We start from the raw sequence: 22,691 nt of genomic DNA, 5'->3' as shown, positions 1-22,691 counted from the left end.
TTTAGGTTAAGAAGGCATTATACTTGCCGTTGTAATACGCTCAATACCGACATGCAAATTATTACCCACAACAAAAACGGCATCCAAATAGCTGAATTAGTTTCGGACACCATTCTGATACAAACGCCAGAAGATGGCGCGCAATTCATAGCCGACCTTTACTACCAGGGCTTTGACCTGATCATTATACATGCTTACCAATTAGCCCCGTCTTTTTTTGAACTAAAAACAGGACTGGCAGGTGAGGTTTTGCAGAAGTGTTCCAATTGGCGTATTCGTTTTGCTATTATTGGGGATTTTAGTCAGCTTCCTGGTAATAGCATACACGATTTCATCTTCGAAAGTAATAAAGGCAAATCGGTTAATTTTTTTAGCTCTGTTGCCGAAGTGATAGAAAGAGCCTGACATGTTCGCCTATTGTTAAAGTGCCGCAAGGGTTTTAATAATTCCACAACCGCCAGGGGCGAGCGTGTATCATTACCTACCCTTTGGATAAGCAATAGCATTTGGCTCAAAAAGACCCTTTTTTGCCGCGATTACCCTCAAGCAAATGGATGTAATACTTTATTTTTGATGGTATCTTAACTAACCGATTAGCAACATCAATACTAAAACCCAACCCAATGAGAAAGGTAATCTACGCCACCAACATCACTATAGATGGCTGCTGCGACCACACCAAAGGAATTGCTGATGACGAGCTGCATGAATATTTTACGGAACTGCTGCGCGGTATGGGCCTGCTGGCTTACGGGCGTAAAACTTATGAATTGATGGTTCCTTTTTGGCCCGAGGTTGCAAAAAACCAATCGATGGGAAAAGTAAGCAACGAATTTGCCCGGGTGTTTGATTCCATCGATAAACTTGTCTTTTCTCAAACGCTGGAGAGTGTCGACGACAGGAACACAAAAATTAGCCGTGCCGACCCGGCGGAAGAGATATTAAAATTAAAGCAAGGCGAAGGCAAGCCTATAGGTCTGGGCGGCGTGACGCTTTCCTCGCACCTGATAGCGCTTGGTTTAGTTGATGAATACAACTTTGTTGTCCAACCTTTCATTGCCGGAGAAGGTACGCGGCTGTTGACCGGAATTACCCTGCCGAAGACATTGGGTTTAAAACTTGTGGAATCGAAGGTTTTTAAATCGGGCTGCGTGGCGCTTCGGTATGTAAAACAATAATCAAAGAGGGTTTTACTGCTAAAAAAAGTACTGCACCTGGAAACCGGTTTCGAGCACCTATCACATTTTAGCTACGCATTCAAAAAACACTTCGGCTATGCGCCTACAGCGATTTTTTTGCGCGAATGAAAAAACGGCAATACGCTGTTATTCGGAATGGATGTAGCATAGGTGCCTGCCACAAATCATTAATTATTATCATGGGATTTAAAGCACTTTGGTAAAAGGGGCGCAGCCTTGATTTGATGCAAATTGGTTATATTTGTTTAAATGTCATCTTAGCCCGTGTAAAATGAAAAAAATTGCGATAAACGTACCACCCAATTTGGCCGATGCTTTTGAAAATGCAGATATAGAAAGCAAAAGGAAAGCAGAGATTTTTATTAATGCCTGGCTTACTGATTTTTTCAGCAAACAATCGGCAAATGAAAGGCTGTTCGAAGTAATGAAGCGTGCTACCGCCGAAGCCCGCGCAAACGGGTTCAGCGAAACTGCGTTGCAGAAAATGCTTAAAGAGTCTTGATGGAATTTTTCGTTTTTGATACCAACGTACTTCTAAGTGCCATATTTAACGAAAACTCCATCCCCGGGCGTGCGTTAAAAGAAGCCCGAACAAAAGGCACCTTACTTGTCTCCGATGAAATCGTATCAGAATATCTCGACGTTTTTGCCAGAGACAAATTCAACAGATGGTTATCATTGGAAACCAGGATAAACTTCATCGAAAACATTGTAACCAACGCTTTACCTATACCGGTTTTGGAAAACATGATTGCATGCCGCGACCCTAAAGACGATAAATATTTATCCCTTGCAAAAGCAGCTCAGGCAGATTGCATAGTGTCGGGCGATCAGGATTTGCTCGTACTGAATCCTTTTGAAAACATTCCAATACTTAACGCTGCAGACTTTCTGAAAGCGTTAGAGAAATAACACTCACCTCAGCATCTCCATCAATAACAAAACGGCTATAGTTGGCAAATAATCCGTTAGTCCGCTACGCAGGTAGCGCAACGCAATGGTCATTTGGTTTTCCACGGTTTTTATAGATATACCCAGGCGGGTGGCAATCTCCTTATTGCTCAAATATTCTTTGCGGCTGAGGGTGAATATCTGGCGGCATTTCTCGGGCAGTTGGGCAACATTATCTTCCAGCACGCGGCTGATATCATGCTGCAGCAGGCGGCTATCGGCACTGTACCTTTCGGCGAGGGCCTCAATGGCGGATACATCCAACGTGGCCCTTTGCGTGCGGATGTAAACCAGCACCCGGTTTTTTATGGCCACCTTTAAGTACCATTCCAACGAGGCAATCTTCAATTCGCTGCGTTTGGCCCACAAATCAATAAACAGCTCCTGCACCAGATCCTCGCACACATCTTTATCGCGGAACAGGTTGTAGGCCGCGTAGTAAAGCTTGGGGGAATATTTTTCGTACAGTATCTCAAATGCCTTACGGTCATCCAGCCTCAGCAGTTCTAACAGGTCTGCATCTGGCCACATTTGAAATTCCTGTTCTGGAAGCATAAATGGACAAAAAAGGGTTGATGAATTGGTAAGGCATAATTACAAGTTTATTTTGAGAAAGGAAAATTTTTGTTGTTAACAAGAATGAGACATCTGTGGTAAGAAATAAAAATGGACTTCTAACACAAAATGGCCTCCGAAAACCCGAAGACCATTTTGTATTAAACCGCTTTGTTGTTATTTAAACAATATCAGCGCTATACCGAGTGTTATAAAAATATTGAAGGTTTGTGCTATCAAAAACGCATATAATGGCTTCTTGCTGTTCTCATTAAAGAGGTCCTTAAAGTTGGTCTCCAACCCGATACTGGTAAAAGCCAACGCAAACCATAGGCCTTGCAAATTTTTCAGGCTGTCTTTTACCAGGAGGTTGGTTGCAGGCGGCACCAGGAAGGAAAACAGCAGCGATGCACCAATAAAACCCAACACAAATTTTGGGAAACGCTCCCAAATCACGCGCAGGGTTGGCTTGGTATCTTTATCTTTTGCCGAGGGATGTTTGGTGTAGGTCCAGTAAATAGAGATGGCGAAGGCGGCCAAGCCCAACAAAACATTTTGAGAGAATTTAACGATGGTGCTCACCTTTAAAGCCACCTCGCCAACCAAACTGCCCGATGCTACTACTGCCCCCGTGGTATCTATACTGCCACCCAGCCATGCCCCGGTAACGGGTTGCGAGAAGTTAAAATAATGCGCAATGATGGGCATAAAAATCATCATGGGGATAGCAGTTATCAGCACCATAGAGATTACGTAGCTGAGTTTTTTCGAATCGCCTTTGATAGCGCCCGCTGTTGCAATTGCTGCTGAAACGCCGCAGATGGATACCGCACTGGAGATCATCATAGCTATCTCGTCATCTACCTTCAGCTTTTTACAAACCCAAAAAGCAAAGTACCAAACCGATGTTACTACGAGCAAAGCTTGAATCAATCCTAGTGAGCCTGCTTTTAAAATATCGCCAAAAATCACGCTGGTACCAAGGATAACCAAACCTATCTTAACGAAAAGCTCCGTTGATAACGAAGACTTGAGCCACTCTGGCAGTTTAATAAAGTTGCTGATGGCGAGGCCTATCACCAGGCTAAAAATAACAGCCTCCAGGTTTAGCGCTTTAGCCTTACTGCTCCCGGCAAGTACCAGCGCAATAATAGTAAGCACATATACCAGCGGGAAACCCAGTGCATAATTGCGGATGGGCTTGCCGGTGATAAGCGCGCCTATACCGCCTATGATGAGCGTAAAAACGAATTGCTCCAGTATTTTCACCAGGTTACCGGCGCTCAGCACTTTACCGGATAGATCAGCGGCATCTTTCCAGGCAAAGGTGGGCACGGGCAGCAGGAAACCTGCTACGGCTAATATAATAATTAAGGAACCTAAAATAACCACGGCCCAATCTTCGTGCAGGGTTAGTTTAGCTGGGGATGTTGACATGTTGTTTTGATATTTGGGTTTAAATTGATAATGTGATGTTAATTCGGGTAGCTATTTTGAGGTGGCTTTATCATCTCCTCTTTTATAAAATTTAACTTAGTTTTCTTGCGGTTGATTTTACCGCAAAGTGCGCAAAGAATTTGCTGCGTTTGAACGCAAAGAAACACAAAGCTCTGCAAAGTGTACAAGGTTGCACAATCAATTATAATTACAGTTTTATTCTTTACGTTTTTACGTGAAAAACTCTCTACCGAGTAACTTTGTGTTTCTTTGCGGTTCCTTCTTTGCGCACTTTGCGGTTAATTTTTACCACAGAGTACAAGCCATCCCTACTATATAATTTAAAAGGATTTTATACTCGTTTGCCTGCCTTCTACAAGCGGATATTTCTTTGGGTCCTTGTCTAAAACTACGTAAATAGAATCTTTAAACTCGTTTATCCCACTTAAAATAATGCGGTTTGGCGTTGGCCTGCTATAGTGCAAAACCTGCTTCTCGTTTTTGTAGTGGATGTTTTTATTTTGCAGGTAAAGAATATGTTTAACCGTATCGGCCTTGTAGTAAAAATACCGCCGTTCGCCCGACATACCACCTACTTCCCATCGCGTTACACCCAAATCGCGTGGCTTGTTTTGCCTGGCCAATCTATCGGCATTTTGCGAACTCGCCTCGTTTAATTTCCTGTTTTTACTTTGGGTTACCCTTAGCGGCGAGTAGCCTATCATCCGGTCTGCAATCGCTCCGCGATTGGTTTTATAACTTAAGGACGACCAGCCTTCGAAGGTCGCATCCTGCCAGCGAATAGAATCTTTTGGCGAATAAGGGATCACTTTATTATTAAGCCTGAACTCACTTACCTGGTAATAGCTCTTAGCATCGGGCAGGCCCGGTGTGCTGGGGATATTGTAGTTATTGCCATAAAAAAAGCCGTAGCCCCATAAAGCAACTGTTACCGGCACAAAGGCGATATTAAAAACAGCTTTTGTGGCTGCTTTAAGGCGGCGTTGCCAGGTTTGGTTTAATACAGGGTAGTAATGATAGGGCTGCAAATTGTCCCGCTCCTTTACGATGAGGTTCCATATTTTTGGCAGATCGTACCAGGTAATAAATACGCCGATGATTGCAAAATAAGCCGCCGGTACTGCTACACCTGCATCATACGCGTGGTTGGCAATACAAATATTAAAGGTAACTACGGCAGCCAGCGCAGCGCCTAAAACGGATGTTTTTCGGTGAAGTAGCAAGATGCCCGGAATAAACTCCGCGAAGCCTAAAAACACCGTGTACCCAAAGGATACCCCCACGTGCGACCAATACAGCTTCTTCTCCGCCATATCAATAAAAGGCGTGTTCAGCATGCCTACTGTTGGGTAAACCATTTGCATCGGGAAGATCTTTTTACAACCCCAGCCTATCATACCATAAGCCAGGCGGTAGCGGGCAAGCACCCTTATCCAATAGTATAGCTTATCATAAGAAAGCGTTTTCCTGTCGATAGCTGTCCAAATTCCTGCACCAACAACCGAGCCTGCAAAAAGCAGTATCAGGTTGATGTAGTTGAGTATACCGAACACCCCTTCTTCCGATTCGATGGTAATGATCTGTGGCGGCCAAAAGGCTACAATGCTTTGAAAATCATTGTAAGTGATCTTGCCCCACTTTAAGCTAAACAAGTGCTGGTAAAACGCCGAATACAGCGGGATACACAAAAACAGCATGTACAGGAAACCTATTCTGAAGGCTACTTTTTGGGTAAGCGTCCAGGCTTTTGGCCGGGCAGGCTCTACCGCTTTTTCAGGTTGATGACTTACAGGCACTTCCTGTACTTCATCGGGGTGAATAATTAATTCTGACATATCTTTTGATTTTATGTGATGATCGAATAGCTTAAATTTTAACGGCCCTGCGGCGGCCCTCCAGCATCATATATTTTTTGTTTATCCTGCCAAGCACCACGTGGATAGAGTCTCGGTTCTCGTTGATACCGTTTAGCACAATGGTCGAGTCGTTAGGGCGGTTGTAGGTGAGGAACAGTTTTTCGGCGCGCTCGTTAATGTTTTTATTTTGCAGGGCAAGCGTGTGTTTAACGGTATCTGCTTCGTAATAAAAATAATGCCGGCCACCATGCCCGGCCAGTTCGTAATTGCGGTCGATATCTTTTTCGTGATACCCCTCCCCGCTCGAAAAATCAATTTTCACCGGGCGATTCACTTTTATGGTAAGGGTAGACCATTTTTCGAACACCACATCCTGCCAGCGGTTATGGTCGGTTTTAGAATATGGGATAGTATCCTTATTCAACACAAACTGTTTCACATCGTAATAACCGTAAGCCTTGTTTAAACCCGGTGTACGCGGAATTTTATAAGGATCGTTATGGAAATTATCAAAGGTTTTCCAGGCGAATACCAGTACAAAAAGCAGGAATGCGCTGCGTAATACCCTCCGCGTATCGCGCAGCTTTTTATCAGCAAAAACGGGTACCAGTTTATTGGCATAAGCGGGGATTTGCAGCACCAGCAAGTCGTACAGCCTTGGAATATCATACACAAACAGGAAAGCCGCAATCAAAACAATGTAAGTGCTCAGCACCTGTTCGCCCACATCATAAAAGCCGTTAACCACGGCCACGTTGCCTATAAAGCCGAATATCAGACCCACCCCAAAGGTCACCGTTTTGCGGTTAAACAGCAGGAAGGCAGCCAGCACCTCGATAAAACCTAAGAACGATTCGTAATTGGGTGAGATTCCAAGCGTTTGGAAATAGATCTTCCAGGCAAAGAAATCGCCGTAGTTGGTAAGCAGGTCGCTTAGCGATGGATAAGGCATTTGCAGCGGGAAAAGCTTGATAAACCCGTAGGTGATAAGCACTGCCGCCAGCCTGTAACGCACAATTACCCGCAGCCAGTAATATAAAATACTATACTCTTTGCGTTTGCTGTCCAGCCTGGCCCAAACAATGGCACCCACCAGTGCAATTGCCACACTTATTCCCCAGTTAACAAACCCACCCCAGCCAAACTTGGGAAGGTTTTCCTGCGCAATAAATTGCGGCTGGTATTTGGTAAGCTTTAGCAGATCGTAAAAATTAAGGTGCAGCCAGTTAATGCTGAATAGCTCGCGGTAAAACTTCCAGTCGAGGGGTACGCTTAGCAGCACCAGGAAGATGAAAAAGAACCGGAAGAGACTTAGCTGCCAGCCCTTCCATTCTTTAAAAACCTGCGTTGGTTTAGCAATACTGCTTAAATGTGCGCCAAGCCGGTGCAGCCAATTCCCTACCGGGGATTGCGCTTTATTGGTTAGTGCTTCGCTCATAAATTTTAATTTTTATTGTGATGATTAATAACCGGGGTTTTGTACTAATGCCGGGTTAGCCAATATTTCGGCACCGGGAATGGGAAAAATGTATTTGTTGGCATCGCTAAGGCTTAGCACGGCTGGTGCGCGACCTGTACGCACCAAATCAAACCAGCGTTGCGGCTCCAGGGCAAACTCCACCCTGCGCTCGTTTTCTACTGCCAGCAAAATATCGTCGGCAGTGGCCGCTGTACTGGCGGCAATACCCGATCGTACCCTTACGGCGTTCAAATCAGCTAAAGCACCGGTAAGATCGGGCGTTGCTTTTTTGGCCCGTGCTTCTGCACGGATCAGGAATAATTCCGCTGTGCGGATCACATAACCGGCAGATACGTTTGTTGGCGAAATACCGCCAAAAATTGCCGTCCCTGTTTTTGTTGCCAGTATTTTACGCCCGCCGCCAACGGCTGGGTCGTTAAGCAGGTTATAAAGGGTTGCTTTTGGTTCCAGCGCACGGTTATTACCGTTCCATAAAGAAAATGCAGGGTTAAGGTCGGTGGTATTATAAGACAATTCCAGAACCGATTCGGTTGTACCGGCGGCTAAAGCAAAGGGCGTGTTTAGCTTGTAGCCGGCATTTGCCAGTACTAAACTCGCATCGTTTTCGGCTTCCTGATATTTCTGCAGGTACAGGTTAAGGCGTGCACGCAATGCATAAACCGTAAACTTAGTAGCGCGGTTACGTACCACAGTGGCAGGCAACAACGCTTCGGCTTTGTTCAGATCATCAAGCACCTGGGCGTAAACCTGTGCTTGCGTGCGTTTTGGCGTACCTACCTTATCGGCCACTACATTGGTTGGCGTTAAAAAAATGGGCACGTTACCAAACAAGCGGGCAAGGTCGAAGTACGATATCGCCCTGATGAAGTAGCCTTCGCCCAAAAGCTGATCTTTAAGCGCCGGCGTTAGGTTAATATCAGTTACACCCGGTACCTTTTGGATAATGTGGTTTGCGCGGTTAATGGTATTATAATTATTGGCCCATAGGGTTAGCAGCAGCGGAATATCCGAGCGTAGGCTGTAGTTTATTACGTTAAGGTCGGTTTGCGCGTTATTAATAGAGCGTACGTCACCGCCCGATTGCAGCACGACGTTTTGAAAAGTTGAGCTATAGTTTAAGCTGGCAAGGCCACGATAAGCGCCCCGCACGGCAGTTTGTGCCGATGCGGCATCAAATATGGTATTTTCATCAGATACCTGGTTGTATGATGGCACCTCCAGGTATTTTTTGCAGGATTGCAGCGAGATACCGGCTATTACAGTTATCAGTATTAATATCTTTTTCATGTGCTTTGGTGTTAAAAAGTGAGGTTTACGCCAAATTGAACGCCCACCGGCTGCGGTGGCGTGGCAGTGTCTACTCCCTGCAGGTTGGCTACGCCACTGCCGGATGATTCAGGATCGGGCCCTGTATAATGGGTAAACAGTAACAGGTTTGTGCCCTGTACATAAACCCGCAGGCGCTCTATTTTAAATTTATTGGTTAATGCTTTTGGCAATGTGTATCCTACCACCAGGTTTTTAAGGCGGATGAAGGAGCCATCTTCCAGGTAGCGGCTATTTTGCTCGATGTTGTAGTTGTTGCCAACGCTGGTTACGCGCGGCGTATTGGTGATTTGTCCGGGTGCCGTCCACCTGTTCAACTGGCTGGCCAAAATAGAGCGTGATGCATCGCGGGTACCGCCACCCTCTAAAATGTATTTGTTGAAGTTGAATACGCTGTTACCATATTGAAAGGCAAAGAACGCGCTCAGATCAAAATCGCGGTAGGTGAAAGTATTGGTGATACCGCCATAGAATTTAGGGAAAAGTGTACCCAGCAGCATCCTGTCGGCAGAAGTTACGGTGGTTCCTGTTGTACCATCGGCATGCTGGAATACCGCGTTACCGGTTTGCGGGTCTACGTACAATTGCTTGTACAGCCAAAAGCTCTGTAGCGGTGCACCCTGCACATCGCGCAGGTATTCGCGGGCCTCAAAAGTGATGGGGCTGGCCAGTTTTTCGGCTTTGTTAATATTGCGGGAGAAGTTAAAATTGGTTGTCCATTCAAACTTGTCAACTTTAATATTGGTTGTATTAATACCTATCTCAATACCCTTATTGCTGATCTCGCCTGCATTGGCAAGGGTGCTTAAATAACCGGTTGATGTAGGTACCGGTAAATTAAGTAATGCGTTCTTAGTGTATTTGTAATAGCCTGTAAGATCTATCGATACACGGTTGTTAAATAACCCCAGGTCGATACCGGCGTTGTAAGTAGTGGTGGTTTCCCATTTCAAATCGGGGTTGGCCAATTGTGCTGGTGCGGTACCCGCTTTAGAGCCGCCTGTCAGGTTATCCGGGTATTGCGCCGCACCCGACCATAAACCTTGTGCCGCATAATCGTTCAAACCATTTTGGTTGCCGGCCTGCCCCACGCTTGCGCGGAACTTAAGATCGGAGATGGTTTTGTTATCTTTCAGGAAAGATTCTTCTTTTATTCTCCAGGCAGCTCCAACAGCCGGGAAATAACCCCAGCGATTATTAGCACCAAACTTGGACGAGCCATCTGCCCTGATAGAGCCTTCGAAGTAATACTTCTCGCTGATGTTATAGTTTACCCTACCAAAAAATGACGCGATAGTTGATTTTGATTTATTTTCTGATGAGGTGCGTACGGCCGCCGATGATATCTCCTTATAGGAATTATTTGGGAACCCGTAACCGGTAGCGCCCGTAGCATCCAGCGTGGTGGTTTGGATGCTGTTACCAATTAATACATTCAGGCTTTGGTGCCCGCCAAGATCCTTGGTGTATGATAACGTTTGCTCATTCTGGAAAATAGTGTAATTGGTAATAACCGAGTTTTTGTAGCCCCCGGGGAAAGTAACACCGCCGGTAATGGTTTGATCATTGAAGTACTCCCCCTCTTTGTAAAGGTCATAATCAAGGCCTACCGAAGTTTTAAACTTCAAACCCGGCAGCAATTTCACCTCTAAAAACTGGTTACCAACGTAGCGGGTGCTGATGGTAGAAATATCGGTGATATCGGTATTGATCAGATTTTCTACGTTCTCGTAAAGCGAGCCGCGGGCAAGGGTGCCATCGGGGTTATAAATAGGCAGGTAAGTTGGCGAGTGTAGGGCGGCTAATAAATGCCCGGCAGCCTGGCCCGCACCATCGCGCACTTGCTGGCGGATGGAGTGATACACGCCGTTGCTTGAGCCAAAGGTGAGGTACTTACTCAGTTTTATATCGAAATTGAGCTTTACACTGGCCCGTTTAAAATCAGCAGGGATTAGGATAGATTGCTGATCGGTGTACCCGGTGCCTATGTAATACCTGATCTTAGCGCTGCCGCCCGTAACGTTGAAATCATAGTTCTGCACTTTGGCCGTACGGAACTCTTCGCTCATTTTATCATAAGTCTGCTGCTCTTCCGGTAAACCACGACCGGCAACGCCGTTGATCACTTCACTTGCCGGGCGGAAAGGCCTGTTGGCAAAGTTTTGGTTTAGCGCGGGATTATCAATGCCCGAGTTAATCCACTGTTCGTTTACCAGCTCGGCATGTTCGGGGCCGGTGGTAAGTTTCCATAAACGGCTTTTATCGGCCCACTGAAAACCATTGTAGGTATTTAAATTAAACTTGGGTTTGTCTGAACCGTACTCGCCGCGTTTAGTGGTAACCAAAACAACCCCGTTTGAGGCGCGCGAACCATATATTGCAATGGCGCTGGCATCCTTTAGTACTTCGATACTTTCAATATCGGCAGGGTTGATATCTGCAAGCGGCGAAGTTTTCTTGCCGCCCAAATCGATGGTGGCAAGTGAATTGTTATTGGCTATGATGCCGTCTATAACAAATAGCGGGTCGTTACTGGCGTTAATAGATGCAGTACCCCGTACCACGATGCGCACACCTTCGCCCGGCATGCCCGACATGGTGTTCACTTGCACACCGGGAGCTTTACCCTGTATCTGTGCGTCAAAACCGGCAACAGGGGTGTTTTTAGTTTCCTGTGCGCTTATTTTACTTACCGAGCCAATGAGGCTTTTGCGTGTTTGCGTACCGTAGCCTACCACAACCACATCGTTTAATTGATTAAGGCTGGCTTTCAGCTTTATTTCTACAGGGCTGCCATCTACCACCAGTTCCTGTTTATCAAAACCGGTGAAAGTAATCACCAGCGTGTAAGGGAATTTTTGGCCGGTGATGAAACTAAAACGACCATCAGCATCTGTAGCAACCGCATGGGTAGTACCTTTTATAGTCACAACTGCGCCGGGCAGCGGCTCGGTGGTAACAGCATCTGTTACCCTCCCATTTAGTTTCGAGTTGATGATGGGCGTAGTTGGCGTTTGCGCCGATGCTATGAATGAACTAAGATTTAAGAGCGCAAAAAGAGAAAACAGGAGTGTTATCCGCGAAGATTTGGCATGGATAAATATTTCCATATATTTAACATGGTTAAGTGAATGATGAATTTTATTTGCTTGGCTGAGAATGAAGGCTGGTGTGTGATTGCCGTTACGTAGCCGGCCTGTCATTTCGTATAACCGGCAAGGCTTCCTTGCCGGTTTGTTTTTTTATGTCGTGGTTAACACATTGCGTTTGGAGGTTGAACTTTGGGGGATTATTTGTGTGGTGGTTTAGCAAGCCTTATTGGGCTGCTTTAAGGTAACCACTATTTAATGTGGCTATTGATCAGCAACAACATATCAAACAAACACCTGCAGGGGCAGGCATCGCTTGATTTAAAGCAACCACCCCGGGAAGGGTAGCATTTGTATTTATTGTAATAGTTTTCATGTTGCGGGGCAAACATAAATAATAATATTTAATCTACCAAATCCATAGACTAACTATTTTTAAAAACAAGAAAACGACGACTTTCTTAAGAAGCGAGTATTGGTTCAAGGTATTAAAAGCGTTGCAGGTATAATCGCCCTGTTCAATTGCTGTAAATGGCAAAGGCCTCCGAAATATCGAAGGCCTTTGCCATTTCCTATGTATATTGGTTTATTTATTGTTGCGCGGACGCCTTGGCCTCAAGCCTGTACCCGACACGGCATCGGTGGGCTGGCGTTCAACCCTTGCGTAATTTGAAGTTGTCGCAGGCCTCCTGCTGAAAGATGACGGTGCAGGCTTCTTCTTTACGTCTTCTTCGCGGGTAATCTTCACGGTCAGGAAACGGTCGCCTATCGGGCTGCCATCCAGCTCGTTTACAGCATTTTCTGCATCCTCTTCGGTAGCTACTTCTAAAAAGGCATAGCCCTTACATATCCTTGTTTTTTTATCTCTCACTATTTTGATGGTCACCACGCGGCAATACGGGTCGAACATCTGAACAAGTTCCATTTCGGTTATATCCAACGAAAAACCACTAACGAATATTTTAACCATTTCTATTGTAATGTGTACTAAATCAGGTAAATAAAAGATAATTTACCGCGGGGCATTTGGCAAATATCAAATTCTGTAGATGTATTTGCCTGCAAAGTTAAACATTACAATTTGTATTACATTGCATCAAAAGACACTTAATCTGCATCCTATTTAAGCGAATTACCATAGCCTACGATGAGTACAGACAGGATGATGATGGCAATGCCGGCCATAACCGTGTACCGGGCCTTTTTGCCCACGCCTTTCCACTCGTTCAGCAGCAGGCCCCACGTATTGGCAATGAGGATAATGAAGGCCATGTGCAGTATCCAGGAGCTGGCGCCGTTGCCCATCTTGCTTTCGCCCATGCCGTAGAAGAAGAACTGGAGGAACCAGGTGGTGCCCGCAAGGGCGCAAAAAAGGTAGTTCTTCAGCAGCGGTTTCTGCTTATCGGTATAGTTGCTGAATGTTTTGTTCCTTGCGTTCAATATCATGCACCATATGAAATTGGTGCTTAGCCCGCCCCATAAAATAACCACGTAGGTAACATTATTCTGGTACAGGAAGTTCCCCGGCCCGGGGTGCGATGCTTTCCATACCTCGTTGGCGGTATCGGCCATGGTTTTACCGGCCTCTATACCAAAATTGAAGCAGGCGCTCAATACGCCGGATACGATAGCCACAAATATCCCCAACCCAAAACGGTAATCTTTATTGTCGGCTACATCGGCCCGACCTTTAGCCAGATCGGCTTCTTTCAAAGTACCTGCCCTGCCGCAGATGATGATGCCAATAACGCATACCACTATTCCCGCAAGCACACACTGCCCCCAGGGGTTATGCAGCATCATGCTGAAAGTATCCTTACCCTCTTTTGGGTAAAAATTATAATATAGCGACGGAATTATGGACCCGAATACCGCACATAAGCCCAATATAATGGTACTGCCCAACGATACGCCGAGGTACCGCACGCCAAGCCCATAGGTAAGCCCGCCTATCCCCCACAGCAAGCCGAAGAAGTAGGTAAGCAACAATATCTGCCCGTCGGTTGCTTTGATGATATCTGTAAAGTGAGGTATGGTGAGCCAGGCCGCAATGGGCGGAACGATGAGCCAGGAGAAAATACCGCCTACTATCCAGAAGCTCTCCCAGGCCCAGCCTTTTACCTTTTTATAGGGGATATAAAAACTGCCCGACGCGAAGCCACCTATGAAGTGGAACACAACACCTAAAATTACCTGCATGATTTAAAAACTGGTTGGGTTTATAATATACCGGCAAAATAGGGTTAAGCATTTACACAACCGTCCTCAACTATCCCCGTTGCGTCAGATAGAAGATACTGCCGTATTTATTTCCGAAAAACACAGAAAAGCACCGAAATTTATAGGGAATTTCGGTTGATTACCTGGAAGGGGATAACGATGTGCCCTGCCGAATTGTTGAGCACCAGTTCGGCGGCTTTTTCGCCCATCAGCTTAAAATCGGTAGAGATGGTGGTGATGCCATTGAGGATAACCCGCTTTATGGGCGTTTCGTTGTAAGATATCACCCCTACATCGGTACCCACCGTAATTTTAGAAAGGATGAGCTGTTCGATGAGTTCCACTAAATCGGCCTCGGTTAAGTTGACGTAGGCGGTGCCTTTTTTGATTACCTCGCCTTCCAGCGAGGGGATTACCTGATACTCGAAAGCGTACTGGCGGCAGAACTTCAGGAAACCCGATAAAATATCCCTCGAAAAGTAAGAATGCTCGGGGAAGATAATCTTGAGCGTATGGTATTTGGCCAGCTTATCCAGCAGCAATTGCAGCGCCTGATATATATCACGCGCAAAATCCTCATACACAGCACCAAACTCGCCCGTTACGCCCGGCTCCAACTTATCCATCAGTATCAGTTTTTCCTTCGGGATAGTGTTGATTACCTCGTTGGCACGGCCCGTGCTTTCGATGAAATGCGGGATGATGACGAACTTATCGTAGCTATTGATTTTATCCGCGATTAGCTTTTTGAAGAAGTTGAAATCGTTGTTGTAAATGTAAAAATCGATAGCTGCGTGGCCGCCCAGCGTATCTGCAAAGGCATCGTACATTATTTTTTTATGGCTGCTCAGCTTGTTGAAAAGCAGCATCACCTTCAGCGGCTGCTTAAACTGATGCCCGGTAATGAAGTAGCCCTTGCCCGCCACAGATTCCACCACCTTCATTTTTTTGAGCTCTTTGTAGGCCCGCTCAACGGTATTGCGTGAGCATTCCAGCGCGGTGCTGAAATCGTTTATTGAGGGCAATATATCCCCCAGTTCAATGCTGCCCAACTCTATACCGCGCAAAATAGAGTTCACCAATTGCGCATACTTGGGCGTAATGGAGTATTCATCAATGGCTACTATCTTCAGGAAATTCTTCATACCAATGAGCCAAAGCTATAAACATTTATGGCAAGCCGCCACATATACAGGCAAAAAAACGCCCCGGATCTCATCCCGGGGCGTTACCAATTTAAAATACTACCAATCAAAAAATCAATCGTCAGGTTTATGCTTGATGTTATTGCGTAAGCACCAGGTACTGGTATGGCGTAAGGAACACCTTATCAGTCAAAGTAATCGTGGCGCCGGTGAAGGCATCCTTCCAGCCAGTTTTGCTTATGCTTGCGGGCAGGTTGTAGGTTGCGTTATTGTTGCGCAGGTTATCTATTACCAGTACCTTCTTTTTATCAGTCGACTTGGTGAAGGCGGCCACATCATCGCTGCTGTACACCGCAAGCTCGCCGTTTTTGAGGGCATCGCTGTTTTTCCTGAAGTTGAGTATCTTTTTGTAGGCGGCGGTCACATCGGTGTTTATGGTCCAGTCTACCGGGGTGTGGTAAAAGAAATCCATCCCGCGGGTGGTGCCCACTTCCTGGCCGGTATAAATCATGGGCACGCCTTTCATGTAAGCGGTTACCACAAATGCCGCCAGCGAACCGTTCTTACCGCCATAAAGGTTTATAGGGTTGCCATCGCTGTTGTACACATCGTGGTTAGTAATGTAGCGCACCACTTGCGAACCGCGGTATGCCGTAGCATATTCGCTAGTGTTCAAATCCTGCAGGGCGGTTACCGATGCGCCTGTACCGTAAACCTTGCTTTCCAAGACAGAGTAATAACCCATGCCGTAAACCAGGTTAAAGCCCGCTTTAAAATGGTCGTTACGGGTACCTTCGGCCAGCATCAGCAATTTGTGGCTGGTGATTGTGCGTAAGGCATCGTTCGCTTCTTTCCAAAAATCGAAAGGCACGAAATCGGCCGCATCGCACCGGAAACCATCGATATTGGCGGTGTAAACCCAATATTTCATGGCATCTATCATCGCGGTACGCATGTCCTTGTTGGTATAATCTAACTGGGCAACATCCGTCCAACCGGTACCCGGCGGCGCTATGATGTTGCCTTTCGCATCCTGCTTGTACCAGCTTTTGTTAGAAATCCAGGCGTTGTCCCAACTGGTGTGGTTGGCTACCCAATCCAGTATAACGGTCATATTACGGTCGTGCGCAGCGGCTACCAGTGCCTGCAAATCGGCAAGGGTACCAAATTCGGTATTGACACCCTTGTAGTCTTTTACCGCGTACGGAGAGCCTAGCCCCCCTGCAGATTTAAGCACCCCAACCGGGTAAATCGGCATCAGGTAAATTACGGTGGCGCCTAAATCTTTAATGGCATCAAGCCGTGCGGTTACGCCTTTAAAGCTGGCATCGGCACTAAAGGCACGCAGGTTTACCTGGTAAATAATGGCATCCTGTGCATTTACTACGCCCGTGTAGGCAGTGCCATACTGCGGGTAAGAATTATCGGGAACAATGGCGGGGGTTTTATCATCCTTTTTGCAAAAGCTGAAAAAAGTAATAACAAACGCCAATAACGTATTAGTTATCATTTGTTTAATGTTATGGCTCATTTTTTGTTGGCTAATATCGGGCGGCAGCAAGCCGCCGCCCGATGCGTTAATTTTTCTTTAACTTGTAAGTGTAGTTGGTTGGGTCGTGCAGATCCAGCGTAATGGTGTAATTGCCGCTTGTTGGCACGCTCAGGTTATCTAAATCCCCATTGTAACCAAATACCGGGTTATCTGCGTAAACTAATTTGCCCTCGCCTTTAGTGATACCAAAATCTATCACCCACTGGTGGTTCGCCCTGAATTTGAAGGACCCGGTAGATAGCATATCGCAGGTAAGCGTCCACACTTGTTTGGCAGGATCGTAGCTCATATCCGTATCGCCGCCCCATCCGCCTGGCGTAGCATCGCCAATGATGCCCCATGTGGTAGGCACTGCGCTCCAGGTTTTAGCATTGAGGTTGATCGCAACCTGCACGTAGCCAGGACCCGGCGAAACCAGGCCACCGGCCAGGCCATCTTCGGTAATGGTGCCGCCGCCTGCATCGCCATAGTTAATATGGTCCCAATCGGGCGAGCTGGTGAATTTGAAGTAGTAGTTATCTGCCGTAGGCATGTACACGTAGCCTTCGTAAATCTTAGGCTTCAATGCTGCCGCCACCGGCGCCGTACCCGGCGACCAGCCCTGGTAAGCACCCGGTATGTACAGCACCGGTATAACAGGCGCTGCCGCATAAGGCGTTACGGCTACCACTACCGGTTTGGTAAAAGCATATTGGTCCTGGTAAGCGCGTACCCTGAAAACCAGCGTACCAGCTGCGCCCGTTGCCAGCCCTTTTGATATGGCCAGCGCATTAAGGTCCTTGCCTTTGTATGATTTGCTTAGCGCATCGTTACCGATGGTAATGTTGCTGGCGTTTGCCCAGGCTGCTGTACCTACGGTATCGGCGGGTACATCTACCTGTAATGTATAGGTAACCGATGCTTTGATGGGATAGGCAACGGCCGGCCACGACAGCGTGAGCACCGATGTGGTATCATTGGCGTTGGTGAGGGTTACTGCGCCGGTTGAGGCGGTAATCGACGAACCGAAGCCCACCGTTTGCAGCTTGGTGAGCACAGCATCTTTTTTGCAACCATATGCCAGGCAGCATAATATTGCTAATGAGAGATATATGAACTTTTTCATAATGGATATCATGGGTTAATAACCTGGATTTTGTTTCAACGATGGATTGGTGTTCAACGCCGAGGTAGGGATAGGGAACAGCTTGCGGAAATCGGCCACGGCAGGCACAAAGCCATGCGCCAGGGTAAACGTTCCGAACCTGATCATATCCTGCCTGCGGTGGCCTTCCCAGTTAAGCTCGAAGCCACGCTCGTTGTATATATCGGTAAGCGTTGGGTTTGCGCCTAAGGCACCTAAGCCTGCGCGCTGCCTCACCTGATCTACAAATGGCTTGGCCGCACCGGCATTACCCAAACGCACGTTGCATTCGGCCTGCATCAGCAATATATCGGCATAACGGTAAATAGGGAAATCGTTTGACGCGCCGCCGCCGTTCATAGGGGCAACAGGGTAAAACTTAAGGTCGCGTACGCCCTCGTTGGGTGCCGCGCCCGGATCATCCAAAGAGCTTACGGTTTCGCTGTAATTCACCCCGCCCGATTGCGCGCCTATCAGGAACTGCTTCTTGCGGATGTCGGCGTTGTCGTACCTATCGTAATACTCCTGCGGGATAATCGAACCGTTCCACCCGCTGTAACCGAAGGTTGCCTGGAAGTTAGGCCCGTTCAAACTGCGTATGCTGAGGATGTTGCGCGATACGATATCAACCGTTACGTAAATAGACAGGATGGTTTCGTCGGTAGGGTTTTGGTTGCCGAAAAGCTCGTAATACTGGTAACCCAGCGGACTAGCAGCGTTTGCACCACCCGGATGCAGCGAAAAACCGCCGGTTGCTATCTTGTTGCAGGCATTAAGGCAATCTTGCCAATGCGCGGTGCCCGTGTACACTTCGGCATTAAGGTAAACCTTTGCCAGCAGTGCGTAGCCCGCCCATTTATTGAACCTGCCGTAGTATTCGCCGCCTTTGGTTTCAGATAGCTTATCTATGTTCTCTGTAAGTTCCTTTACAACGAAGTTGTACACGTCGGCGCGACTGGCCTGCGGCAACTTATCTACTGTGATATTGTTATCGGTATAGAAAGGCACCGAGCCAAAATCGTCTATCAGCAAATAGTAGAAGAAAGCGCGCAGGGTTTTAGCTTCGGCAATTTTTGATGCGTCGGCGCCCGAGCTGGTCAATTGGTCTACCGCCAGGTTTGCGGTGTAGATAGATTTGTACAGCCAGTTCCAGGTGTTGCTGATGATGCCCATGTTGGGCAGCCATTGGCGCTGGTAAAGTATGGCAAAATCAAGCTGCCAATCGCCGGTGTTGCGGTGGGGTATCACCTGCTCATCGCTGCTCATGGCGTTAAGATCGTACCAGCCGTTATCCGCGCCGGCATAGCCCACGCCGCCCCAGTTGCCGCCTACTTGTGAATACACATTCGCCAGCGCAACATCGGCCCCCTTTGCAGAGCCATAGAACTCCCCTGCCGGGTATTTATCATACACCTTTTCATTAACCTTGGTGCAACCTGCGCCAAGGCCTATGATTAAAATGCTCGTTAATATTTTTTTCATGATCGTATTATTTTAAAACCACATTTAATCCAACAGAGAAAGTACGCGTACGCGGGTAAATACCGCCATCGTAGCCGGTGCCGTTACCGCCGCTCAGGTTTATCTCGGGGTCCACGCCGGTGTAGCCCGTTATCAAGGCCAGGTTTTGCCCGGTCAACGATACGCGCAGCGAACTGATGTATTTGTTGTTAGCCGTGTTGATGCTGTAACCGAACGAGAGGTTCTCGAAACGCAGGAACGCGCCGTTCTCTAACCACAAATCCGACCCGTATTGCGAGGTAAACAAGCCCAGCGGCACAGCACTCGCCAGCACGTTAGATTTTCCCAGGTTTTCGAAATAGCTGAAGCTTGGGCGTATGCCGTTGTAGATTTTGTTGCCGCCAGACCCTCTCCACACCATAGATGCATCGAAGTTTTTGTACCGGAAGCTTGGCGTAAATGCGTAGGTATAAGTAGGCATGGCCGAACCCTCAAACACTCTATCCGGGCTTTGGTTACCCTGATCGATGATGCCATCGCCGTTCTGGTCTACTACTGTTTCGGCGTTGGAGGCATCCTTACCTTTGTGCTGCAAAATGTAGTAGGTGCCAATCGGTTTGCCTTTGATGAGGTACGAATTGCCGCCCCAGCCCACGTAATCGGTATTCAACGGTACGCCGTTGATAGAGCCACTTAGGTTAAGCACCTTGTTTTTAATGTACGATGCGTTGCCCGCAAGCGTAAGCGTAGTAGTAGCGTTTTTGATGGCGGTGTAGCTTAAAGTAAGTTCTACACCGCGGTTTTGCAGGCTACCTACGTTGGCTGCGATGCTGCCATAAGGATATGGCGGCTGCGGAACAGCATAGTTGTATAACAGGTTGTCTGTTTTTGCGGTATAGGCATCAATAGTACCGCTCAGCCTGTCGTTCAGGATAGCGAAATCTATACCGATGTTAGCCTGCTTACGGGTTTCCCAACGCAAATCCGGGTTAGCATTCTGGCTGATGACGAAGTTGGTGATGCTTTGTCCTCCGAAGTACGTAACGCCCGAGTAGCCAACCAGTTGCAGCGAGTTTTGCGGGGCAAGGCCCTGTTGGTTACCGGTAACACCATAGCCGCCTCGCAGTTTCAATGAGCTGAACACGCGCTGGTTCTTCATGAAACCTTCCTGATCCAGCCGCCAGGCGATAGATGCCGATGGGAAGTTACCGAACTTGTGGTTAGCACCGAATACCGATGAACCATCCCGGCGGAAACTGGCTGTAAGCAAGTATTTATTAGCGAAAGAATAGTTTACGCGGCCCAGATATGATAGCAAACTACGGTCGTTTTTGTAGGATGAGAAATCGCCGGGGGTTACTTTACTCAGGTCACCTAATTGCAGGGCGTTATAGGTGGCGATGTCGTTGATAAAGCCTTTAGCCTGCGAGAAATTGCCGTTGTACGTTTGTATCTGGTACTCGTAAACCGCTATCGCATCTAAATGATGCTTGCCGAAATCTGTTTTGTAACTTAAGCTGATATCGCTCAGTTTCTCGTCCTGATGATAGTTGCTGATATTGGCAATACCCTGATTATCGATAGCTGTAGATACGGTAGACATGGCCGGCAAATAATAACCGGTGTTGCCATCTACCTTGCGCCAGTTGCCAAACCAACCTGCAGACAGGCCTTTGTATAGCTGCAAATCGGCACGTAAGCTACCGAACAGGCTGTTGGCCTTTACATCGTTCTTTACGGTTTGCGCCACCGCATAAGGGTTGATGTACTGAAAAACGTTAGGATCCGAATAATAGCTCCCATCGGCATTCAGTACGGGGTCGGTCGGCTTAGAAACGTACGCGTTGCTGATAAGGTTAGATGTAAACGCCGCACGGCCTATGCTTGGCGGGCTGTAGCGGGCGTTATCTATACCGCTGTTCAGGTTCATTGTCAACGTAAGCCTATCATCCAAAGCCTTTTGGGTAGCGGTTATCCTGCCGATATAGTTTTTGTAGTTGGAATTGATAACGATACCATTTTGCAAAATAGCCGTTAACGATGCACGGTAGTTGAAGCTGTTTGCCCCCCCGCCGAAGGCCAGCGTATGGTTTTGGGTGTAGCCGTTGCGGGTAAGCAGGCTAAACCAATCGGTATTAGAGCCGTGGTTGGCAGATGCCGGCACACCGTAATTCTGGGCCTGCTCCCACCACTGGTCGGCGTTCAGCAAATCCAGTTTCTTGCCGATTACGTCAACAGAAACGCTGGTAGAATACTCCACGGTAGATTTACCGTTGCGGTTCTTTTTGGTAGTAACAATGATAACACCCGGCGCACCACGTGAGCCGTAAATAGCTGTAGCAGAGGCATCTTTCAACACATCTACTGATTCTATTTCGCTTGGGGGCACTTGTTTGAACAGGTCCATATTACCCTGTACGCCGTCAATCACCACCAATGGGTCGTTCCCGCCGATAAGCGAAGTGGTACCACGGATGCGCACGCTCGGTGCTGTGCCGGGTTCGCTGCCCGTTTGGGTAACATTTACGCCTGCGGCTTTACCTGCCAGCTGCTGTAGCGGGTTGGTAATTGGCCCGGGGTTCAAGTCCTTGCTGCCGATGGTTGATACTGAACCTGTTAAGTCGGTTTTCTTCACCGTTCCGTACCCCACTACCACTACTTCGGCAAGCGAACGTTGGTTAGGTGCAAGGGCAACTTTAAGTGGCTGATTTGCAACCAGTACCCTTTCCGCAGCATCATAACCCAAAAAGTTGATGGTTACAGTAACCGTTTGCAGGTTGCTGTTGGCGATGCTGAAAGCGCCATTTTTATCGGCCGAAGTGGTTTGGCCGGTTTCTTTTACGGCCACGGTTGCGCCCGGTAAAGGCAGGTTATGCTCATCTACAACAGTGCCGCTGAAGCGCGCTTTCTGGGCAAAAGTTGTTAACGTGCAAATAAGGAACAGCACGGACAGGCCGTACTTAAATAAGTAAACTTTGTTCATAGAAAATTGGTTTTTTAATTGGTTTACCAGCCGACAGATCGCGTCGGTTTGGCTTGTCCAAAGATATAGGAGGGCTAAGGCTGTTGTTTACGTAGCCGGAGGGCTATATTAAAAATAATTGGTCAACGCTCTTTTTATAACGCTATAAATCAATTATTTAAAAGATAAAATCGCGTCAGAATATATAGAAAATCGCGATGCATGAAAAACCGGAAACCTGTGTTTTCCCGAGTTTTTTCGGTGTTTTTCTTTAAAAATCTGTGCTTTTAAAGGCTTTTTGAGCCTCGGAAAAT

Annotated in this window: 17 protein-coding genes; 4 read left to right on the top strand and 13 right to left on the bottom strand. The window is 47.2% G+C overall.

From position 1 onward, the window contains the following. Positions 1 to 51 precede the first annotated feature (51 nt). The 4 genes from AC1DXC_RS12755 to AC1DXC_RS12740 all read left to right on the top strand — a co-directional run bounded on the left by AC1DXC_RS12755 (position 52) and on the right by AC1DXC_RS12740 (position 2,111). A complete protein-coding gene (locus AC1DXC_RS12755; protein ID WP_477459528.1) occupies positions 52 to 405 on the top strand; it encodes a DUF4180 domain-containing protein in 354 nt (117 codons plus the stop codon). Between the two features lie 218 nt (positions 406 to 623). Continuing rightward, positions 624 to 1,178 (top strand): dihydrofolate reductase family protein, encoded by a 555-nt coding sequence (locus AC1DXC_RS12750; protein WP_477459527.1) that lies wholly within the window; start codon positions 624 to 626, stop codon positions 1,176 to 1,178. A 292-nt stretch (positions 1,179 to 1,470) separates the two neighbouring features. Continuing rightward, complete coding sequence (locus AC1DXC_RS12745) at positions 1,471 to 1,701, top strand: hypothetical protein (protein WP_477459526.1); 231 nt, start codon at positions 1,471 to 1,473, stop codon at positions 1,699 to 1,701. Next, positions 1,701 to 2,111 (top strand): putative toxin-antitoxin system toxin component, PIN family, encoded by a 411-nt coding sequence (locus tag AC1DXC_RS12740; protein ID WP_477459525.1) that lies wholly within the window; start codon positions 1,701 to 1,703, stop codon positions 2,109 to 2,111. Before AC1DXC_RS12745 ends, AC1DXC_RS12740 begins: the two co-directional genes overlap by 1 nt. A gap of 3 nt (positions 2,112 to 2,114) precedes the next feature. On the opposite strand, the gene AC1DXC_RS12735 is transcribed toward AC1DXC_RS12740, so the two are convergent. The 13 genes from AC1DXC_RS12735 to AC1DXC_RS12675 all read right to left on the bottom strand — a co-directional run bounded on the left by AC1DXC_RS12735 (position 2,115) and on the right by AC1DXC_RS12675 (position 22,398). Beyond that, positions 2,115 to 2,705, bottom strand: a complete 591-nt coding sequence (locus tag AC1DXC_RS12735) for an RNA polymerase sigma-70 factor (RefSeq protein WP_477459524.1) — start codon at positions 2,703 to 2,705, stop codon at positions 2,115 to 2,117. A 177-nt stretch (positions 2,706 to 2,882) separates the two neighbouring features. Further along, positions 2,883 to 4,142 carry a YeiH family protein gene (locus AC1DXC_RS12730; protein ID WP_477459523.1) on the bottom strand — a complete coding sequence of 420 codons (1,260 nt, stop codon included), beginning with the start codon at positions 4,140 to 4,142 and terminating at the stop codon, positions 2,883 to 2,885. Positions 4,143 to 4,483: 341 nt separating this feature from the next. Continuing rightward, positions 4,484 to 5,998, bottom strand: coding sequence for a hypothetical protein (locus tag AC1DXC_RS12725; protein ID WP_477459522.1), 1,515 nt, complete (start codon positions 5,996 to 5,998; stop codon positions 4,484 to 4,486). Positions 5,999 to 6,029: 31 nt separating this feature from the next. Then, complete coding sequence (locus AC1DXC_RS12720) at positions 6,030 to 7,457, bottom strand: DoxX family protein (RefSeq protein WP_477459521.1); 1,428 nt, start codon at positions 7,455 to 7,457, stop codon at positions 6,030 to 6,032. A gap of 24 nt (positions 7,458 to 7,481) precedes the next feature. Beyond that, positions 7,482 to 8,786: a RagB/SusD family nutrient uptake outer membrane protein gene (locus tag AC1DXC_RS12715; protein ID WP_477459520.1), complete on the bottom strand. Its 1,305-nt coding sequence runs from the start codon at positions 8,784 to 8,786 to the stop codon at positions 7,482 to 7,484. 11 nt (positions 8,787 to 8,797) lie between these two features. Further along, a complete protein-coding gene (locus AC1DXC_RS12710) occupies positions 8,798 to 11,935 on the bottom strand; it encodes a SusC/RagA family TonB-linked outer membrane protein (RefSeq protein WP_477459519.1) in 3,138 nt (1,045 codons plus the stop codon). Between the two features lie 565 nt (positions 11,936 to 12,500). Beyond that, positions 12,501 to 12,884 carry an RNA recognition motif domain-containing protein gene (locus AC1DXC_RS12705; RefSeq protein ID WP_477459518.1) on the bottom strand — a complete coding sequence of 128 codons (384 nt, stop codon included), beginning with the start codon at positions 12,882 to 12,884 and terminating at the stop codon, positions 12,501 to 12,503. A 149-nt stretch (positions 12,885 to 13,033) separates the two neighbouring features. Continuing rightward, entirely contained in the window at positions 13,034 to 14,113 is a 1,080-nt protein-coding gene (gene rhaT / locus AC1DXC_RS12700) for an L-rhamnose/proton symporter RhaT (RefSeq protein ID WP_477459517.1), read from the bottom strand. A 140-nt stretch (positions 14,114 to 14,253) separates the two neighbouring features. Continuing rightward, positions 14,254 to 15,279 carry a GntR family transcriptional regulator gene (locus AC1DXC_RS12695; protein WP_477459516.1) on the bottom strand — a complete coding sequence of 342 codons (1,026 nt, stop codon included), beginning with the start codon at positions 15,277 to 15,279 and terminating at the stop codon, positions 14,254 to 14,256. Positions 15,280 to 15,418: 139 nt separating this feature from the next. Beyond that, positions 15,419 to 16,789 carry an alpha-amylase family glycosyl hydrolase gene (locus tag AC1DXC_RS12690; protein WP_477459515.1) on the bottom strand — a complete coding sequence of 457 codons (1,371 nt, stop codon included), beginning with the start codon at positions 16,787 to 16,789 and terminating at the stop codon, positions 15,419 to 15,421. 67 nt (positions 16,790 to 16,856) lie between these two features. Beyond that, positions 16,857 to 17,936, bottom strand: a complete 1,080-nt coding sequence (locus tag AC1DXC_RS12685; RefSeq protein WP_477459514.1) for a SusE domain-containing protein — start codon at positions 17,934 to 17,936, stop codon at positions 16,857 to 16,859. A gap of 15 nt (positions 17,937 to 17,951) precedes the next feature. Further along, positions 17,952 to 19,436 carry a RagB/SusD family nutrient uptake outer membrane protein gene (locus AC1DXC_RS12680; RefSeq protein WP_477459513.1) on the bottom strand — a complete coding sequence of 495 codons (1,485 nt, stop codon included), beginning with the start codon at positions 19,434 to 19,436 and terminating at the stop codon, positions 17,952 to 17,954. Between the two features lie 7 nt (positions 19,437 to 19,443). Next, positions 19,444 to 22,398: a SusC/RagA family TonB-linked outer membrane protein gene (locus AC1DXC_RS12675; protein ID WP_477459512.1), complete on the bottom strand. Its 2,955-nt coding sequence runs from the start codon at positions 22,396 to 22,398 to the stop codon at positions 19,444 to 19,446. Positions 22,399 to 22,691: the final 293 nt, after the last annotated feature.

It is taken from the genome of Mucilaginibacter sp. P2_D11 (assembly GCF_056404435.1).
This window is presented reverse-complemented; position numbering and strand designations above follow the sequence as displayed.